We start from the raw sequence: 16905 nt of genomic DNA, 5'->3' as shown, positions 1-16905 counted from the left end.
TCGTTCGATAGAATGCCGCCCTACATCGACGGCGCAAAGTTTGAGGATACGAAGATCCCACCAACACTTACCTTAGGAAAGTCCATTTAATCGGGACTAACGACTTTGTCGCCTCAAAGGGAAAAGTCAAAGAGCCTAGCCCTTGGCTAGGCAATATGAGTTGACGAACGTTGCAGTGTGCTGCAAAGACTGACGTATGTCCGGTTTGGCTATTCCATGCCTGTTGGCAAATTGCTCGACCGCCGCTGTATCAAAACGCGTGGTCTGGATAAAGTCCAAGGCTTCGGGTTTTGTATTCAAAAACCACGCGACGGGAGGAATACTCAGTAGTAACTTCAGCAATCGGAGTGAAATGTAATGCCTGGGAGACTTTAAGCCCAAAGGTTGTGCCACCTGTACCAGGAGTTCTCGCAAGTTGGGAGTCTGGTCATCAAGCGCCAGCAGTTCCTGGCCCACCATGGCAGGATCGAAAGCACACACCGCCACCAGCTCAACCAGGTAATCCACGGTGACCAGCGGCAGCCAGTGCTCGGCGGTACCGGGCACTGCAGTCAGCTTTCTCTGCACAAGGTTGCGTATCAGTTCCACCAGCGGCTGACCGTCAAGGATATGCCCCGTGCGGCTGTGGCCACAGACCGTTGCAGGGTGGACAACGGTAATCTCCCCGCCCTTGGCGGACATGACCTCCAGGGTCGCAAAATGTGCCTCCAGCTTGCTCCCCTCGTAACCACCGACATGTCGGTAGACGGCAGGCCAATTCGTCAGCTGCGGATAACGAGGATCAATTCCGATGCGTTGCAGATGTTCATGATTTTTCAGCATGTAGCCGCCGATCATCACTAACCGGCTTTTTTGCTCAGCCGCCAACAGCGCCACGCGCTTTGCCCCTTCCACATTCACCGCACGAGACTGCTCCACTGAAAGCCCCCATGCGAAGTGAGCGCCTAGGTGGAATATGACTCTGGCGTGCCTTAGCACTTCTCGGTCAGCAAGACTCAGCCCGAGATTGTCCCGTTCCAGATCGCCAGCTACGGCAAATACCCGGCTTGCGCAACCTCCCAAATTATCGACTTGCTCCCGCAGTGCAGCTAGTCGCTCCGGGCGACGCATCAACACCCGAACGGTGTGACCTTTTGCACTCAGGTACGCCACCAAATGTTGACCGATGAAGCCGGTCCCCCCCGTGACAAAGCACTCCACGCTCATTTCCCTGTTCCTTGTTTAAGGTGAGAAATCAAGCGTAAACTATCGACCCAACTCTATAGTCAAGCGGTGTTTTCATGAAAATCGGCGAACTCGAGGCCCGCAGCGGCGCCAGCCGCCATACGCTGCGTTACTACGAGCAAATCGGTCTGATCTCATCGCTGCGGCAAACTAACAACTATCGCGTTTACACAACGCAAACTCTGCAGGATCTGGATTTTATCCAGCGCGCGCAAAGCATGGGGTTTTCCCTGGGGGAAATAGGCGAGATTCTGGATGCGCAGCGGAACAAGCTGATTGATTGTGCTGACGGCGCTAAGTTAATTGAAAAGAAGATGGCAGAAATCAAACAGAAAATCGCCAACCTCCAAAGTATTTATCGGTATCTGGATGAGGAGCGTGCAAACCTCGAAGCCAGTGCTGCCAAGCAACTTGAGCTTCAACAGCTGAACAACTCTTCCAACTGAACTGTCAGCATCTGGGAAACGGAAGTTGCAGCCTGCTTCCAGTTTCAAGCCCATCGCTTACGCATTTTCTAAAACCTTTGGCCAGGCCCTGGACAGTAAGCGTGCGCCCAAAAGACCTTGCGTGGTTAAACGGGCGCCCATCTATGCGGCAGCAACTCGATAATCTCGCTCGGCCGCTGCATCGGCAGTCGCGTGAGCACGCCCTTTAAATACGCATACGGAACATGGCCGTTAAGCCGTGCCGACTGGTTCAAACCCATAATCGCAGCCGCACGTTTGCCGCTGCGCAAGGAGCCCGCGAATAGCCAGTTTGAACGCCCGAAATCCCATGGCCGGATTTGATTTCCACATCAGTGAATTGCTCCGGATTTGCTAGACACTGCTTTGGGTCGATAGCTGCCGTTTGCGATGGGCTGCTCTCGGCCGGAAGCACGGAAGATGACTAAACGCATGAACCGGCTATCGACCCTGCGCGCAATGATGGCAAGATGACTCCTCTTGGAGAAAGTAGCATTCGGCGCGAGGCGAAACCGGATGTCATGCGCATAGGGATAAGGAATATGGCTTCGATTCAGGTGGATGGTGAGGACAAGACCGCAAAGATCAGCGACTGGGCGATTCGCTGGAGCGACAAGTACGAAGCCCTGGAACTGATCTGTCACTTCCCCTCTAAGAAAAAATACACCCGCCCGCTCAGTAACTGCCAAGTTTCGCCCACCCGCGAGTTGACCAATGTATTGCTGCACAAGCCCGGCAGCACGATCGTCACGCCCATTGCCAAAGCTACGATTTACGGCGAGCGATATGCCGTCGTGCACTACCAGGGCGCCGAAAAGCCCTATGTCTACAAGATGGACGGTATCGGCTTTACCGCCCCGACATCGATGAAGGAAACGCCGGTCTTCCGCTATTTCACTATCGTGGCGAATGCCCGACAGGATCACGCTGAGTCGAAGACTGATCGTGAAATTGCCGACAATGTGGTGCGCCAGCTAGGAAAACTGCCCGCCATCGCTGGCACTGCCTTGCAAGCCTATTGTACGGGGCGCAACGGCACGCTGGCGCCGGGTCAGGGGCTCATCTATCCGTTCGGGCTTAACGAGAGTCAGCTTAAGGCGGTCGAGCGGGCGTTCAGCGCGCAAATCAGCGTGATCGAAGGTCCGCCAGGGACCGGCAAGACCCAGACGATCCTCAACATCCTCGCCAATATTCTGTTACGTGGGCAGACGGTAGCGGTGCTGTCCAACAACAATGCTGCCGTGGAAAACGTCTACGAAAAGCTGGAGAAGTACGGCCTGGGCCACTTGGTCGCCAAGCTTGGCAACCAGGACAAACGTGAGGCCTTCTTCGCCGACCTGCCTGCGTGGCCATCAAGCGCGCCCGAGCCGGCACCGTCCCTAGATGAGATCCAGGCCTTGCTGACCCGCTTGAAGCAGCACCTGCAAGACCACAACAGGGCAGCACAACTGCAAATCGAGCTGGACGAGCTGGTCATTGAGCGGCGCTACCTGCAGCAGTGGCAGGCAGAAAGCGATGCGCAGGCCACAGGCTCGCTCGACAAGTACGGCCTGACACCGCGCAAGACTGCGGACCTCCTGGCCTACCTGGCTTACCTCGGCGAGCAGCGCATTCATCTCAAAGACCGCATCGAGCTACTGTTCAAATTCAGAATCTTTCGCACCAAGCCATTCGCCGAGGGCGAGGCGCGCATGGCCGTTTTCCATGCACTGCAGATGCATTACTACGACAAGTCGCTACGGGACAAGGAAGCGGAGCTGCGGGCGTGCCGTGAATCGTTGGCACGCGCGAATTTCACGGCCCTGCTGAAAGAACTGACAACAGCATCGATGCACCATCTGAAGCAGCATCTGCAACTTCAGGTACCGCCGTCGGACAGCTTCGATGCCAAAACTTACCGCAATCATTTCGATGCCTTCGTGCAGCGCTTCCCTATCCTGGGAAGCGGCACGCACTCCATCGTCAATTCGATCGCCCCCGGCGCGATCCTCGACTACGTGATCATCGACGAAGCCTCTCTCCAGGATATCGTGCCGGGCATCCTGCCGCTGGGCTGCGCGAAGAACCTGATCGTCGTTGGCGACAACCGCCAGTTGGCACACATCCCCGTGAAGCTGGGACTGCAGGCACCCACCGAGGCCTACGATTGCGAACGCTACAGCCTACTCGATTCGTGCATCAGCGTTTTCCAGGAGGCGCTGCCTAGGACCCTACTGAAAGAGCATTACCGTTGCCACCCTAGGATCATCCAGTTCTGCAACCAACAGTTCTACGACAACGCACTGCTGCCTATGACCGAGGACAAGGGCGAAGCCCCCTTGCGCCTGGTGGTTACAGCCAAGGGCAACCACGCCAGGAAGAACACCAACCTTCGGGAATTGGACTCCCTGCTGAAGGTGCTTGAGGACGAGGGGCAGCCCGTCGGAATGGACGGCGAAGGCCGCGGTTACATCGCCCCGTTCCGGGCGCAAGTCAACCTTTCCGACACGCACTTGCCGACGGATTTCGTCAAGGACACCGTGCACAAGTTTCAGGGGCGCGAATGCGACGAGATCGTCTTCTCCACCGTGCTGGACAAGAAGCGCTACAACCAGGCGCGAACACGCCTGGATTTCGTCGACGCCCCACGCATGATCAACGTGGCAGTTTCGCGGGCCAAACATCGCTTCACCCTGGTGACCGGCGACGAGGTGTTCACTGACAACAATGGCCACATCGCCGCGCTGATCCGCTACATCAGCTATTACGCGCAGGACGAGCAGATCGTACGCGCGCCGGTGGTGTCGGCATTCGACTTGCTGTACCGCGAGTACGACCAGTCTCTGGCACGCTTGGACGCCCGCCTGCGGCCCGAGGATTCACGCTACAAGTCCGAGCAGATCGTGGCACAGTTGCTGCGCGAAGCGCTGTCAGCCCCGGCGTGCCAGGCATTGAAGTACCACACACAGATCCAGCTGGATAAGCTTGCATCGCCGGGTAGCCTCGACTGGACGGAGCCCCAGCGGGCGTTCATGAGGCGCGCCAGTTGCGATTTCGTGATCTATTTCAAAGTGGGCAAGAAACCGATAGGGGTGATCGAGGTCGATGGCGGGTACCACGACCGCCCCGTGCAGGCAGCTCGGGACGCCATGAAAAATGAGATTTTGGCTAGAAGTGGCATTCCTATTCTGCGGCTGCGGACAGTTGAGAGTGACATTGAGCGGAGAGTTGGCGACTTTATCGGGCAGTGGGCTAGCCCTACGCATGGCGCATAAGCACTGGGTCAGAGGGCGTCAGTCGCTGATGGTAGCAATCGACTGTGGATTCAACCGGTCGATGCAACAGATTGACTCAAAGCGCCCACCCTGGACCGCGCTCAAGCCAGCAACTCGCTGATCCACCGAGCCTGCCGGGCGATGTCCTGGAGCTTCTCCTCGGGCACGGCCTGCCGGGCCCGGGCGAAGTGGGCCAGGGTCTTGTGTTTCAGGCGCAGCATGCGCTGCCACTTGGCCAGGAAGGCCGGGCTGCGGGCCTGCAGCTGCAGCGGGCCGAAGTACAGCTCCTCGGCGGTGTAGCTCACCGGCCCGGTGCGCTCGGCGACGATGATTTCATAGAAAAAGCGGTTTTCCCGCAGCACTTCCTCGCCGAGGATGCGGTAGCCATGCTCCATCAGCCATTGGCGCAGGGGCTGCTCGCCGCCGTTGGGCTGCAGGATCAGGCGTTCGTCGCCATTCAGGCGCGCCTTGCCGCTGTCGAGGATGTCGCGGATGGTCTCGCCGCCCATGCCGCAAATGCTGATCGCCGTGATCCCGTCTCCCGGCTCGATCGCCGCCAGGCCGTTGGCCAGGCGCACGCTGATGGCCGAGTCCAGGGCGTTTTCGCGCACGCTGCGTTGGGCCGCGTGGAACGGTGTCAACGCCACCTCGCCAGCCACCGCCGCGGCGATAAGGCCACGACGCAACAACGCCACCGGCAGGTAGCCGTGGTCCGAGCCGATATCGGCCAGGCGCGCACCCGCTGGCACATGCGCCGCCACGCGCTCCAGGCGCATGGACAATGTCTGTTGGTTCAACTGCCGCCCCTTTTCACCACGAACCTCCGGCGCCTGTGGCCGGATCGGGGCGCGATTCTGTCGGGCAATGGCGTGCATTTCAAATTTATGCGACCAGGGCCAGGGTTCGCGCCGTCCTGCCAGGCACCGCCCGCTAGCCGCCTCAGTCGTCGAAGCCGTAAAGGACCGCCGGGTTATCCGCCAGGATGCGCCGGCGCCAGGCGCCGTCCGTGGCCCAGTGGGACAGCAGGTCGAGCATGGCGCTGTCGCTCGGCCTCGGGTCGCGCCCCGGGTGCGGCCAGTTGCTTGCCCACAGGCAACGTTCCGGGTGGCTATTGATCAGCGTCTGGGCCAGTACGCCGACATCCTCGTACAGCGGCGCGCCGACCCGGGAGGTTTCGTAAGGAGCGGAAAGCTTGACCCAGGTATTGCCGCCGTCCAGCAAGCGCAACAGGGTCTGGAAGGCAGCATGGCCAACGGGGACCGGCTCGAGGAACTTGCCCACATGGTCGATGCTCAGCCTGCTCGGCAACGCCAGCAGACGCTCCTGATAACAAGGCAGGTCGCGGCCGTCGAGTTGCAGATTGATCACCCAGCCGAGTTCGGCAATACGCCAGGAAATCCTTTCCAGCGCGTCCCAGGGCAGCACCCCGCCCGCCCCCGGCACCATCATGAAACGTACGCCGCGCACACCTTGCTGATGCAGGCGGGACAGTTCGCTCCAGCGCGTTTCGGCCTTGATCACGGCGATGCCCCGCGCTGCCTGGCCGGCCTGGACCAGCGCATCCAGCAGGCAGGCATTGTCAAAGCCGTACCCCACTGGCTGGACCAGCACCGCGCGCTGCAGGCCCAGTTGCTGTTGCATCCGCGCGTAGTCGCTCCAGGTCGCGGTCGGGACCGGCGATGGCGCCGCAAAGCGCACGGGGTCGTACACGTGCACGTGGCAGTCGGTGGCGTGGCTGGGCAAGGTCATAGTCACGGGTACTCCTGGTTAGTGGGATTGCAGCCGGAATACATCCCGGGCGCGGTCCGCGCGCGCCAGGTTCACCGCCCCCTGCGGAACTCGTCCTGCGAGCAAGGCCTGGACCTGGCGCACGGTGTCCATGGCCTGATGCTCGCTGGCTTCGGGTGTCAGCCCACCGATGTGCGGGCTGGCAATGACCTTGGGATGGGCAGCCAGCAGCGGCCCGGGCATCTGGTCTGGCGCGCGGCCGACATCCAGCGCACAGCCACCAATCAGCCCCTGCTCCAGCGCCTCGAGCAGGGCAGCGTCGTCCACCAGTTCCCCGCGCGAGGCGTTGATGAAGAACGCGCCGGGGCGCATCGCGCGAAAGGCCTCGCGCCCGAACAGGTTGTAGGTCCGCTCGACCGCCGGCGCGAGGCAGACCACGTAATCGGCGGAGCCGACGGCCTGCTCGAACGACACCTGTTCGACGCCGGGCTCATCGACCCGGGCATTCGGGTCATTGACCCACACGCGCATCTGCAGCAGCCGAGCAATGTCGGCCAGGCACTTGCCAATGAAGCCGTAACCAATGATCCCCAGCGTCGCCCCGCGCAACTCCCGCCCCATGAGCACCTGTGGCGCCCTGCCCTGCCAGTAATCGGCGGCCGCACGGCTGATGCCCCGCGCCAGGTCGATCATCACGCCGATCACCCATTCGCTCACCGAGCGGTCGAACCCCGGCGTCGCATGGGTGACCAGCACGCCGTGACGGCTGGCGGCTTCAACATCGATGTTGCGGATGTCCACCGCCACCCGGCAGATCGCCGCAAGCTGTGGCAGGCGTTCGAACAATTCGGCGGGCGCGGCCGCCTCGCGGCTGGCGACAATGATCGAGCAGCCCTGTGCCCGATCGACCAGTTGCTCCAGCGACAGCGGATCGGGCGAGTCGTTGAGCCGGACATTGCCCAGGGCCTGAAGCTGCCTGAGCGGTTGCTCGGCGTAGTAATTGGCGCGCACGCCGGGGGCATGGGTCAGGAAGATCTCAGTCATGGTCACGCTCGCTTGTCGGCGCCGGGCCGGGCCACCGAATGTCGGGAAATCAGCATTGGCTGGAACACCAGATTGACAGCGGGCAGCTGTGGGTCGCGGGAACGCTCGACCGCGCGCTGGACCATGATGTCGGCCATCTCGGTCAGCGGCATGGCCACCGATGTCAGGCTGGGGTTGCTGAACGCGGCAATGGACAGGCCGTCCATGCCGACCACCGAGATGTCCTCGGGCACCCGCAGCCCCGCCTGGATGAGCCCGGACATCAGGCCCATGGCGAGCATGTCGTTGACGGTGACGACACCGGTCGGCCTGGGCGTCATCGCCGCCAGATCGGCCGCCATGGCGAATCCCAGGTCGGCAAGCTCCGAATCGCCGAACGTCTCGAGCACCGGCCCTTCGATGACTGTGGCACTGACCTGCGCGCCCTCCTGCGCGGCGCGCTCGCGAAAGCCCTCGATCTTCGCCGTACGGCTGATGGTCTTGCCGCTGGGCACCAGAAACGCCAGGCGCCGATGACCGTGTTCGATCAAGTGCGCGGCGGCGATATAGCCCGCCTGGAAGTTATCCGGCGACACATGGTCCACCCGCGAGTCGCCGTCCTCGGTGGTTTGCCGGTCGTAACTGACGACCGTCAGCCCACGCTGTACCGCGGCCTCCAGGTGACGCTCGTCGTCCTGGGACGAGACCACGATCACCGAACGCACGCCGAACGACAGCAGGTCATCGAACATCCCGGCCTCCTGCTGCTTGTCGCGGTGGGTGTTGCCCAGCAGCAGCCGGTAGGAAAACTGCACCCGGGCGGCGGCCTCGATCTTCAGGGCGATCTGCCCGTACATCGGGTTGGCGGTGGACGGAACCAGCAGGCCGAGCATTGGCGTATGGCCAGTCTTGAGCTGCCGAGCCACCCGGTTGGGCTGGTAGCCGAGCTTGAGAATCGCCGCTTCGACGCGAGCGAAGGTGTCGGCGCTGAGCTTGTCGGTGCGCTGGTTGAGCACATTGGACACAGAGCTGACCGAAACCCCCGCCAGAGCGGCCACATCGTGAATCGTTGTCATGTTTTGCATTAACCCATATTGAAAGTGCGCGGCAGCCACAGGGAAATCGATGGCACAAGGACAATCAGAATCAGCATGGCCGCCAGCAGGCAGAGGTATTTGACCATCCGCCGGGAAACCTCCTCGACCCGCGTGCCGGTCATCGCGCAGGTGGCGAACAGCCCCAGGCCGAACGGCGGCGAGAACAACCCCAGGCCCATGGCGATCACCGCGACGGTGCCGAAGTGAAATGGACTGACGCCCACCTGCACAGCGATCGGCACCAGCAGCGGGCCGAAGATGATCAGCGCCGGCGCGCCTTCGAGCACCGCGCCGAACACCACCATGATGATCACCGAGGTGATCATAAACGCCACGGGGCCATAGTCATGCGCCAAGGCCAGCATGAAGTCGGAAATGATCGCCGGAATCTGCAGGATCGTCAGGGCGAACGCCAGGCTGGAGGCGGCGGCGATGATGAACAGGATACCCGCGGCCATCGAGGCCGAGCGCACGAACAGCCTGGCGATGCCTTTGAACGTCAGCTCGCGGAAGGTCAGCCCGCCCACCAGTAGCGCGTAGACCACCGCGAACGCCGACACCTCGGTGGAGGTGGCCACGCCGGAGGTCACGCCCTTGCCGATCATCGTCACCATGATCAGCGCCACCAGCGCGCCCCCCAGCAGACGCACGACCGGCCGGCGCGAGGGGAAGGCCAGGTCGGGGTCGACCTTGCGTCCGAAGATCACCGCCAGGGTCGCCAGGCCCAGGGCGAGCATCACCGCCGGCACGATGCCGGCGAGGAACAGGCCGCCGATCGAAATGTTCGCGACAAAGCCCATGATGATCATGTTGATGCACGGCGGGATGGTTTCCGCCATCACCCCGGAGGCCGCCAGGACCGCCGCGGTCTCCGCCGGGTCCTGTCGGGTGCGGCGCACGGCGGGCACGACGATCCCGCCGACCGCGGCGATATCCGCCAGCTTCGAACCCGACACGCCGGAGAAAAATGCCGTGGCCAGGATGGCGATCAGGTTCATCGAGCCCCGTACCCGGCCGAAGAGCCGTACCAGCAGTTCGATCAGGCGCGAGGACATGCCGTTGGCTTCCATCAGCAGCCCCGCCAACACGAAAAACGGAATCGCCAGCAACACGAAGTGATCCATCCCGGCCATGACCTGCTGCGAGTAGATCACCATCGGCAGCGACGGATCGCCGATGAAGTACAGCAAGGCGCACAGGGCCAGGACGAAGGCAATCGGTACGCCCGCCAGCAGGCCGCCGAAGAAGCCGCCGACCAGCAGGCCCCAGGGTTGCAGGGCGTAAGCCTCGACCTGGGTGTTCCAGGCATACACCGAGCCGCCGACCAGCAGGCAGCCGAGCAACGTCAGCCAGGTGACGGGAGTGGCACCGTTGACGGCATTGGCAATGCCCACCGCCGTCATCAGCAGCGCACCGACGAACACCGGCAGCACATTCAGCCACTGCGGCAAGCCCATCGGGGTCACGACGTTGACCGAGTCTTGCAGCAACAGCCAGGACGAGAACGCCAGCCCCGCCGCCGTGCCCGCTACCAACCAGCCCCCGGTCTGCTGCGCGGCCTGTTGCCAGCCGGCGGGCAACAGCGCACGGAAGAAGTCCACCTGTACATGTTGTTTGCGGGCCAGCACCGTAGCGCCGCCGAGAAACACCAGCATGACCATCAGGCCACGGGCAACTTCCTCGGCCCAGTCCACCGGGTGATGCACGAAGTAGCGCAGGATCACCGAGACGAACACCACCGCCACGTTCAACGCCAGCACCACCGCGCACAGGCGTTCGACCCACCGACACAGCAGCGCCAGCAAGCCGCCACTGCCCGGCGTTGTGGCAAAGCCCCAGTCGTCGGCCATGGCGGCCGCTGCGTTGGTCTGCCCGGGATGTTCCTCTACCACTTGATCCGCGACAGCGAGAGCGTCGGATGAACTCATGGTGTCTGTCTCCTCTTGTTATGGGGGCTGGCCTGGATCACGCCCTGGCCGCGTCGATAAGTCCCAGCACCGACGCCATGGACGGCGTGGTCCGGGTGAACGGCAGCCAGAGTTTGTCGCGCATGAGGGTACGGATGCTGGCGCGCTCGGCGTCAGCCATGGGGAAGAAGGTCATGCCGCCCTTGCCCAGCGCGGCGATGGCTTCGGCGCCTTTGATCGCGGCCGCCCGGCGCTGGGACACGCTGGCCTCCCGGGCAGCCGCCATGAACACCGGTTGCAGGTCGGCAGGAATCTTCGCCAGCCCGCGCTTGCCGATCACGGCAATGCAAGGGCTGAACAAATGGTCGGTCTGCCAGCTGTGGCTCACCACTTCGTCGAGCTTGTTGGCCAGTACGCTGGCGGCATCGTGCTCGAAGCCTTCCACCACCCCCGTCTGGATGGCGGTGTAGACCTCATTGAAGGCAATGGGGGTCGGGATCGCACCCAGCAGCTTGAAGGTTTCGATGAACGCCTGGGTCGGCAGGACCCGCAGCTTGGTATTCCTGATGCTCTCGAGATCCTTGATCGGCGGCTTGGTATAGACGCTGCGCGCGCTGAAATGCGCGCCCCAGCCCACGACCGAGCAACCGGTGCGCTCGCGCAGCAGCCCGTTGTAGATCTCGCCGACGCCGCCATCCACGGAGCGGGCGACATGCTCGTAGCTGTCGAACAGGAACCCCAGGTCCAGCAGCGCCAGTTCCGGCAGGGCCGTGGCCCAGATCGAACTCCCGGAGACCATCAGGTCGATCGAGCCCAGGCGCACCTGTTGCACCACATCGGCCTCTTTGCCGAGTTGGCCGTTGGGGAAAAAATCGATACGGATACGGTCGCCCACGGACTGTTTCAGGTTCTCGGCCAGGCGTTGGTAGAACAGGTAGTGCGCCGAGTTCTCGTCCGCCGTCATGGTCGAGGACAAGCGCAATACCAAAGGGGCGGCACGGGCAATGGAAGGCAGGGCCAGCGCGCAGGCACTGAGGGCGGCACACTGCACGAAACGACGTCGGGTCAGAGGCATGAGGCTGTTCTCTTTTGTTGTTGTTTTGAGACATTTACACGGATTGAGTAAAACGTTTTACTAAATCGATTTACAAACTACCTCCAATGGCCCGGGTCTGGCAATGGAAATTTGCCCACGAAGCAGACATTGCCTTCGAGCAAAGCGTCCGACGGGCCACGGCGCGGCCGAAAACCGTCGCCGGTCCGGACACACGAACGGCTTCGTACCCTGCCACGGCTATCCGCGGGGACTCGCGGGCTACGTCGTGTATCCCACTGTATCTACCGCCCTCCCCGGTACACGCGCTTGCATCCGCCCCAGGATTCGGACACAGGCCAGATACGTCGCGGCCGTCAAATGCAACCCAGGTTGAAGGGGATCAGCCAGATCCTCACCCCCGGTTTGCAATCCAATGGAGAGATCAGCATGAAGATGACACTGCGCAACCACACAATCGGCGCGTCGGTCCTGGCCCTCACCCTGTTCGGCATCCTCGGCACGGCCCAGGCGCAGACGCCCGCAGCGGCGCAAACCGATGCGAGCAGCACCGGCACCACTTATGCCGCCCCTTCGCCGTTCGGCCCGCTGAAGCATGTCAACGCCGGGCTGCTGGATGTGGCATACGCCGAAACCGGCCCGGCCGATGGCCCGGTGGTGATTCTGCTGCACGGCTGGCCGTACGACATTCACAGCTTTGATGAGGTTGGGCCCTTGCTGGCGGCCAAGGGTTATCGGGTGCTGATGCCCTATGCCCGCGGCTACGGCGATACCCGTTTCCTGTCGGCGAAAACCCTGCGCAATGGCCAACCGGCCGCTCTGGCCAGTGACGTCATCGACTTCATGGATGCGCTGAAGATCAAGCAAGCAGTGCTTGGTGGTTATGACTGGGGCGCGCGTTCGGCGGATATCGTCTCGGCGCTGTGGCCGGAGCGGGTCAAGGCGCTGGTGTCAGTCAGCGGCTACCTGATCGGCAACCAGGCGGCCGGCCAGAACCCGCTGCCGCCCAAGGCGGAATTGCAGTGGTGGTACCAGTTCTATTTCGCCACTGATCGCGGTCGCGCAGGCTATGAGAAAAACACCCACGACTTCGCCAAGCTGATCTGGCAACTGGCCTCGCCGCAATGGAAATTCGACGACGCCACCTTCGAGCGCAGCGCCAAGGCCCTGGACAACCCCGACCACGTCGACATCACGGTGTTCAACTACCGCTGGCGCCTGGGGCTGGTTCAAGGCGAAAGCCGCTACGCCACCCTGGAACAGAAACTGGCCACCGCCCCAACCATCAGCGTGCCGACCATCACCCTCGAAGGCGATGCCAACGGCGCGCCGCACCCGAACCCCGCGGACTACGCCAAGCGCTTCACCGGCAAATACCAGTTCCGCCTGATCAGCGGCGGCATCGGCCACAACCTGCCGCAGGAAGACCCGCGGGCGTTCGCCCAGGCGGTGATCGATGCGGATCAGCTGTGAGGTCGGCCTGACTGTCCTGGGCAAAACATGGCGTGGGGAATGACTAGCGTTGAGTGAGCCGCGCCTCACCGATTAGCGGCCGTCTCACAGCAACGGCGAAAAGCTCGCCGGCAGGTAGATCGTCGAATGCATGTCGCGCAGTTGCGGACCTGAGTTTTCCGGCGGCCAGACGCCATCCTGTACGGCACGGGTGCGCACGTCCAGGCGCTGTTCGAGCGAGTAGTACGGCCAGATGTGCAAGTACCGAGGCAACTGACCGTCGGTGGCATAGAAGGCGGCATATACCGGCGAATATTGCTCGGCGGTTCTGGGGCCCAGCGCTTTTTTCCAGCCCCTCAGCGTGGGTGCCAGACCGGATGGCAGCAGATCGTAGATACGAAACTCGTAGAACGGCCCGTGCCGCCCGGCAGGCAGCGGCTGGAGAAAGGGAAACAACGAATAGTTTTCCACGCGCATCTCCATCAGATACGCCTCAATGCCAAACGCGTCGGCAGCCGCCAGATAACGCTCGCGCTCGACCTGGCGAGACGCCTCGTCGGCAAAGCCGCGCAACATCGCGATCTGATTCAGCGGGCCGACCTCCGATGCCCAGCACCCCATCAACTTCACGCCGGCGCCTTGCGCCAGCAGGCGCTGTTCCAGACACACCATGGCGATGGCGACAGTGCGCACGCGCACGGTGAACGTGATCAACTCGTACAGCTTCATGAATACCTCGGCTCAGGACCAGAGATGCGTGGATGATCCGCACCCACAACGAAAAATACATTGCGTCGCTGAACACCGGCGACAGCTCCCTCGACTCGAGCGCGCGGTCAAATATCCGGGCGGTTCTGCAACGCAGTTAGCTGTTCCAGCTTGCAACGCAGTTTGATGCTCAAGCGCGTCGACGCTGGAACACGCTGTCACCGTCAAGGTGATTGAGGTGGGTACAGCCCATCAGGTTCATGGTCAGTGCGAGTTCAGCCGTCAGCAGGTCCAATGCCCGTCCTGCTCCGGCTTCACCGGCCGCCGCCACCCCGTAAAGGGTGGATCGGCCCAGCAGCACGGCATCCGCACCCAAGGCGAGCGCTTTGACGATGTCGCTGCCACGGCGAATGCCGCCGTCGAGCAGCAGGCTGAGTTTGCCCCGTGCCTGCGGGGCGATGGCCGCCAGCGCGTCGAGACTACTCAGTGCACCGTCCAGCTGGCGACCACCGTGGTTGGACACCACCACGCCGTCGAGCCCAAGGGTGATGGCGCGCTCCACATCTGCCGGATGCAATACGCCCTTGAGCAACAGTCGCTCTCCCCACTGCTCACGCAAACGCGCCAACATGTCCCAGTCGAGCAAGGTATCCATCTGCTGGCCGATAAACGCCATCGATCCCAGGGGGTTACGCTCGCGCGGTGGCAAGTAGGGTTCGAGGTTGCCCATGCCGGGCAGCCCCGATGGCCACATCACCTGCTTGAGCCAGCGCGGGTGGCGGACCACATCCAGCTTGTTGCGCCATGTCAGCTGGCGCGACCTGGCAAAATTGCGCCGGTCCCATTGGCGATTACCCAGCACCATCGCATCACAGGTCAACACCAGGGTCCGGCAGCCTGCGTCGGCGGCCCGCTGCAGCAAATCGTTTTGCACCCGCGGATCGCGCATGGCGTACATCTGGAACCACAGGTCGACACCAGGCACCGCCGCGACAAGCTCTTCAAGCGAGGTATTGGACGCGGTACTCAGGCTGAAGGGCAGCCCCCGTGCCGTTGCCGCCCTGGCCAAGTGAATGTCGGCATCGCGGTGCAGCAGGCCGTTATAGCCCGTCGGCCCAATCAGCATCGGCATGGGCAACACCCGGCCGAGCACGGCGCGACAAGTGTCGGGCGCATGGCAGGGCACCATGGCCCTGGAATGCAGGCCAAAGGCGCTGAACGCCGCGAGATTATCCTTGAGCGTCAATTCGGCCTCCGCACCGCCGCTGAGGTACTCCCACACGAAGTAAGGCAAGCGCCGCCGGGCTATCTCGGCCAATTCGGCGATACTGTGAACGCGATCCAAGTCGCAGCCGGTATAAAAACGACGCATAGGCAATCCTTAAAGCGCGGCATAAAAACCGCGGTAAAAAAGTCCGGAAGGAGCGCTCCGGACGAAGGAAAAACAATGTTGAGGTTCAACCGTGCCGGATGCGCAGGCCGGCCTGGAAGCCGCGAACGACTTCCAGGGATTTCAGAACTTCCAGGTGTAGGTCGTGATCAGGCGATTTTCCTGATAGTCCACCCCCGACGCCCTGCCATTGCCATAGCGCGTCTTTACGTCAATCCGGCGCCACTCGAAACCTAAGTCCTTCAGGGGACCGCTTTGCACCACATAGCCGAGCACGATGTTGCGTTCACTTTCGACGTTCTGTTCGAGGCTATTGCTGCCCCGGTCGATACCGGTGCCGCGTATGTAACGCGTCATCAATTTCAACCCCGGCAACCCGACGCCCGCGAAGTTGTAGTCATAACGCAATTGCCAGGAGCTTTCGTTCGGCTTGACGAACGCCACTGTCGACCAGTTCACCAGGTAAGGCTGCGGCGCATAGCCATTGAGCGTCGGGAATGTCGACTCGCCGAGCATGCGCTGGTAGCCGACACCGAAGGCGTGGGCGCCTTTTTTCAGGGTGGTCATGACGCCATAGGAGCGGTTGTCGATATCGCCGTACAGCGCTTTGCCGTCTTCACTGTGATTGAAGTAACGAAGGTCTGTCTTCAAGCCGTAACCGGCACCCAGATCATGGTTATAGGTCAGCCCCAGGTAGTGTTGTTTATAGATATCCTCCAGTTGCCCGAAGAAATAAGTCCCGGACAAGTTTGGGGTAAATACATAGGTGGCACCCGCAAAGTTCAACCCATCACTGCGGCGTTTGATGTTGGGACCATTGAACAAGTACATCTTCTCGGTATTGGAAGACTCCCGGGAGCTGATTTCGGTAAAGCGACCGCCCGTCAGTGTCAGCTTTTCCACTTCCCTGGATTCGATCTGTACACCGTGATACGTGGTGATCAATTGCCGCGAATCGTCGATGTAGGCCACCGGCAACGTCGGACGAAGTTCACCTATCTTGAGTTCGGTTTTGTTGTAACGCACCTTGCCGGTCAGCGCCGCACGGCCATAGTCACGGACTTGTTCGCCCTTGCTGGCATCGTACGGAATGATGCTGTCCGGGCCCCGTCCACCGCCGCCGTCCAAGCGATAGGCGTACTGCGCCGAAAGGTCCAGGCCAAACTGCAGCGTGCCTTCGGTGTAACCCGAGATCGCGCGAAAATCGAAACCTTGGGTCCAACTGCCCACCCGGGATTGCGGCGCGTCATGCTGTTTGAAATCACGGTCAATGTAGAAGTTGCGCATCCCCAGACTGACTTGTCTGTCATCTACGAAGTCGGCATATACAACGACCGGCATGAAGATTCCCATCACGGCCACAGGAGTGACGCCACGGCTTACCCAGCGATTCTGAGACATCAAGCGTTCCTTCTTTTTTACATGCACAAAGGCACGGCTAGTGGAAGCAGATTAGTTCAGCAAAAGTTAAACTTAGGCAGTCAATCCGCAGTATTGTTTTTATAACCACTCACTGCAAAAAAAGGCGTAACACAGTCATTCGCCAGAACAGCGACAACTGCTTTCTTGTTATTCAATAAACTTAATGATCATGGAAGTCCTTA

At 61.5% G+C, this 16905-nt stretch carries 13 protein-coding genes and 1 pseudogene; 3 read left to right on the top strand and 11 right to left on the bottom strand.

Features of this window, described 5'->3' with window-relative positions; genetic code table 11:
• Nucleotides 1-135 precede the first annotated feature (135 nt).
• Complete coding sequence (locus C4K27_RS13570; protein WP_053260834.1) at nucleotides 136-1206, bottom strand: SDR family oxidoreductase; 1071 nt, start codon at nucleotides 1204-1206, stop codon at nucleotides 136-138.
• A 74-nt stretch (nucleotides 1207-1280) separates the two neighbouring features.
• On the opposite strand from C4K27_RS13570, the gene C4K27_RS13565 reads away from it, so the two are divergent.
• The gene (locus C4K27_RS13565) at nucleotides 1281-1670 is read left to right on the top strand and encodes a MerR family transcriptional regulator (RefSeq protein WP_053260833.1); all 390 of its coding nucleotides are present in this window, start codon (nucleotides 1281-1283) and stop codon (nucleotides 1668-1670) included.
• Between the two features lie 125 nt (nucleotides 1671-1795).
• Here the strand turns inward: C4K27_RS13565 and C4K27_RS13560 are convergent.
• A pseudogene (locus C4K27_RS13560) lies at nucleotides 1796-2014 on the bottom strand (transposase domain-containing protein); the annotation flags it as partial.
• A gap of 216 nt (nucleotides 2015-2230) precedes the next feature.
• Here C4K27_RS13560 and C4K27_RS13555 point away from each other — a divergent pair.
• Complete coding sequence (locus C4K27_RS13555; protein WP_053260976.1) at nucleotides 2231-4942, top strand: AAA domain-containing protein; 2712 nt, start codon at nucleotides 2231-2233, stop codon at nucleotides 4940-4942.
• 101 nt (nucleotides 4943-5043) lie between these two features.
• On the opposite strand, the gene C4K27_RS13550 is transcribed toward C4K27_RS13555, so the two are convergent.
• The 6 genes from C4K27_RS13550 to C4K27_RS13525 form a co-directional block, all read right to left on the bottom strand.
• Nucleotides 5044-5739, bottom strand: a complete 696-nt coding sequence (locus C4K27_RS13550) for a tRNA (adenine(22)-N(1))-methyltransferase (protein ID WP_053260975.1) — start codon at nucleotides 5737-5739, stop codon at nucleotides 5044-5046.
• 142 nt (nucleotides 5740-5881) lie between these two features.
• On the bottom strand, nucleotides 5882-6691 hold the full coding sequence (locus C4K27_RS13545) for an amidohydrolase family protein (protein ID WP_053260832.1): 810 nt from the start codon (nucleotides 6689-6691) through the stop codon (nucleotides 5882-5884).
• Nucleotides 6692-6709: 18 nt separating this feature from the next.
• Entirely contained in the window at nucleotides 6710-7714 is a 1005-nt protein-coding gene (locus C4K27_RS13540) for an NAD(P)-dependent oxidoreductase (protein WP_053260831.1), read from the bottom strand.
• Between the two features lie 2 nt (nucleotides 7715-7716).
• Nucleotides 7717-8769: a LacI family DNA-binding transcriptional regulator gene (locus tag C4K27_RS13535; protein ID WP_053260974.1), complete on the bottom strand. Its 1053-nt coding sequence runs from the start codon at nucleotides 8767-8769 to the stop codon at nucleotides 7717-7719.
• Between the two features lie 8 nt (nucleotides 8770-8777).
• Nucleotides 8778-10718 carry a TRAP transporter large permease gene (locus tag C4K27_RS13530; protein WP_223815919.1) on the bottom strand — a complete coding sequence of 647 codons (1941 nt, stop codon included), beginning with the start codon at nucleotides 10716-10718 and terminating at the stop codon, nucleotides 8778-8780.
• Between the two features lie 37 nt (nucleotides 10719-10755).
• Nucleotides 10756-11772 (bottom strand): TRAP transporter substrate-binding protein, encoded by a 1017-nt coding sequence (locus C4K27_RS13525; RefSeq protein WP_053260829.1) that lies wholly within the window; start codon nucleotides 11770-11772, stop codon nucleotides 10756-10758.
• A 408-nt stretch (nucleotides 11773-12180) separates the two neighbouring features.
• Between C4K27_RS13525 and C4K27_RS13520 the strand changes: the two genes are divergently transcribed.
• A complete protein-coding gene (locus tag C4K27_RS13520) occupies nucleotides 12181-13224 on the top strand; it encodes an alpha/beta fold hydrolase (RefSeq protein WP_053260828.1) in 1044 nt (347 codons plus the stop codon).
• A gap of 84 nt (nucleotides 13225-13308) precedes the next feature.
• On the opposite strand, the gene C4K27_RS13515 is transcribed toward C4K27_RS13520, so the two are convergent.
• The 3 genes from C4K27_RS13515 to C4K27_RS13505 all read right to left on the bottom strand — a co-directional run bounded on the left by C4K27_RS13515 (nucleotide 13309) and on the right by C4K27_RS13505 (nucleotide 16702).
• A complete protein-coding gene (locus C4K27_RS13515; RefSeq protein WP_007931954.1) occupies nucleotides 13309-13932 on the bottom strand; it encodes an NIPSNAP family protein in 624 nt (207 codons plus the stop codon).
• 169 nt (nucleotides 13933-14101) lie between these two features.
• Entirely contained in the window at nucleotides 14102-15283 is a 1182-nt protein-coding gene (locus tag C4K27_RS13510; RefSeq protein WP_007931959.1) for an alpha-hydroxy acid oxidase, read from the bottom strand.
• A 141-nt stretch (nucleotides 15284-15424) separates the two neighbouring features.
• A complete protein-coding gene (locus tag C4K27_RS13505) occupies nucleotides 15425-16702 on the bottom strand; it encodes an OprD family porin (protein ID WP_053260827.1) in 1278 nt (425 codons plus the stop codon).
• Between the last annotated feature and the right edge of the window lie 203 nt (nucleotides 16703-16905).

Source organism: Pseudomonas chlororaphis subsp. chlororaphis (genome assembly GCF_003945765.1).
Taxonomy (GTDB): Bacteria; Pseudomonadota; Gammaproteobacteria; order Pseudomonadales; family Pseudomonadaceae; genus Aquipseudomonas; species Aquipseudomonas chlororaphis.
This window is presented reverse-complemented; position numbering and strand designations above follow the sequence as displayed.

Coding starts and splice junctions, on each gene's coding strand:
- C4K27_RS13535 (WP_053260974.1), bottom strand. CDS start 8,769: ATGACAACGATTCACGATGTGGCCGCTCTGGCGGGGGTTTCGGTCAGC.
- C4K27_RS13570 (WP_053260834.1), bottom strand. CDS start 1,206: ATGAGCGTGGAGTGCTTTGTCACGGGGGGGACCGGCTTCATCGGTCAA.
- C4K27_RS13520 (WP_053260828.1), top strand. CDS start 12,181: ATGAAGATGACACTGCGCAACCACACAATCGGCGCGTCGGTCCTGGCC.
- C4K27_RS13525 (WP_053260829.1), bottom strand. CDS start 11,772: ATGCCTCTGACCCGACGTCGTTTCGTGCAGTGTGCCGCCCTCAGTGCC.
- C4K27_RS13515 (WP_007931954.1), bottom strand. CDS start 13,932: ATGAAGCTGTACGAGTTGATCACGTTCACCGTGCGCGTGCGCACTGTC.
- C4K27_RS13555 (WP_053260976.1), top strand. CDS start 2,231: ATGGCTTCGATTCAGGTGGATGGTGAGGACAAGACCGCAAAGATCAGC.
- C4K27_RS13530 (WP_223815919.1), bottom strand. CDS start 10,718: ATGAGTTCATCCGACGCTCTCGCTGTCGCGGATCAAGTGGTAGAGGAA.
- C4K27_RS13540 (WP_053260831.1), bottom strand. CDS start 7,714: ATGACTGAGATCTTCCTGACCCATGCCCCCGGCGTGCGCGCCAATTAC.
- C4K27_RS13505 (WP_053260827.1), bottom strand. CDS start 16,702: ATGTCTCAGAATCGCTGGGTAAGCCGTGGCGTCACTCCTGTGGCCGTG.
- C4K27_RS13510 (WP_007931959.1), bottom strand. CDS start 15,283: ATGCGTCGTTTTTATACCGGCTGCGACTTGGATCGCGTTCACAGTATC.
- C4K27_RS13565 (WP_053260833.1), top strand. CDS start 1,281: ATGAAAATCGGCGAACTCGAGGCCCGCAGCGGCGCCAGCCGCCATACG.
- C4K27_RS13545 (WP_053260832.1), bottom strand. CDS start 6,691: ATGACCTTGCCCAGCCACGCCACCGACTGCCACGTGCACGTGTACGAC.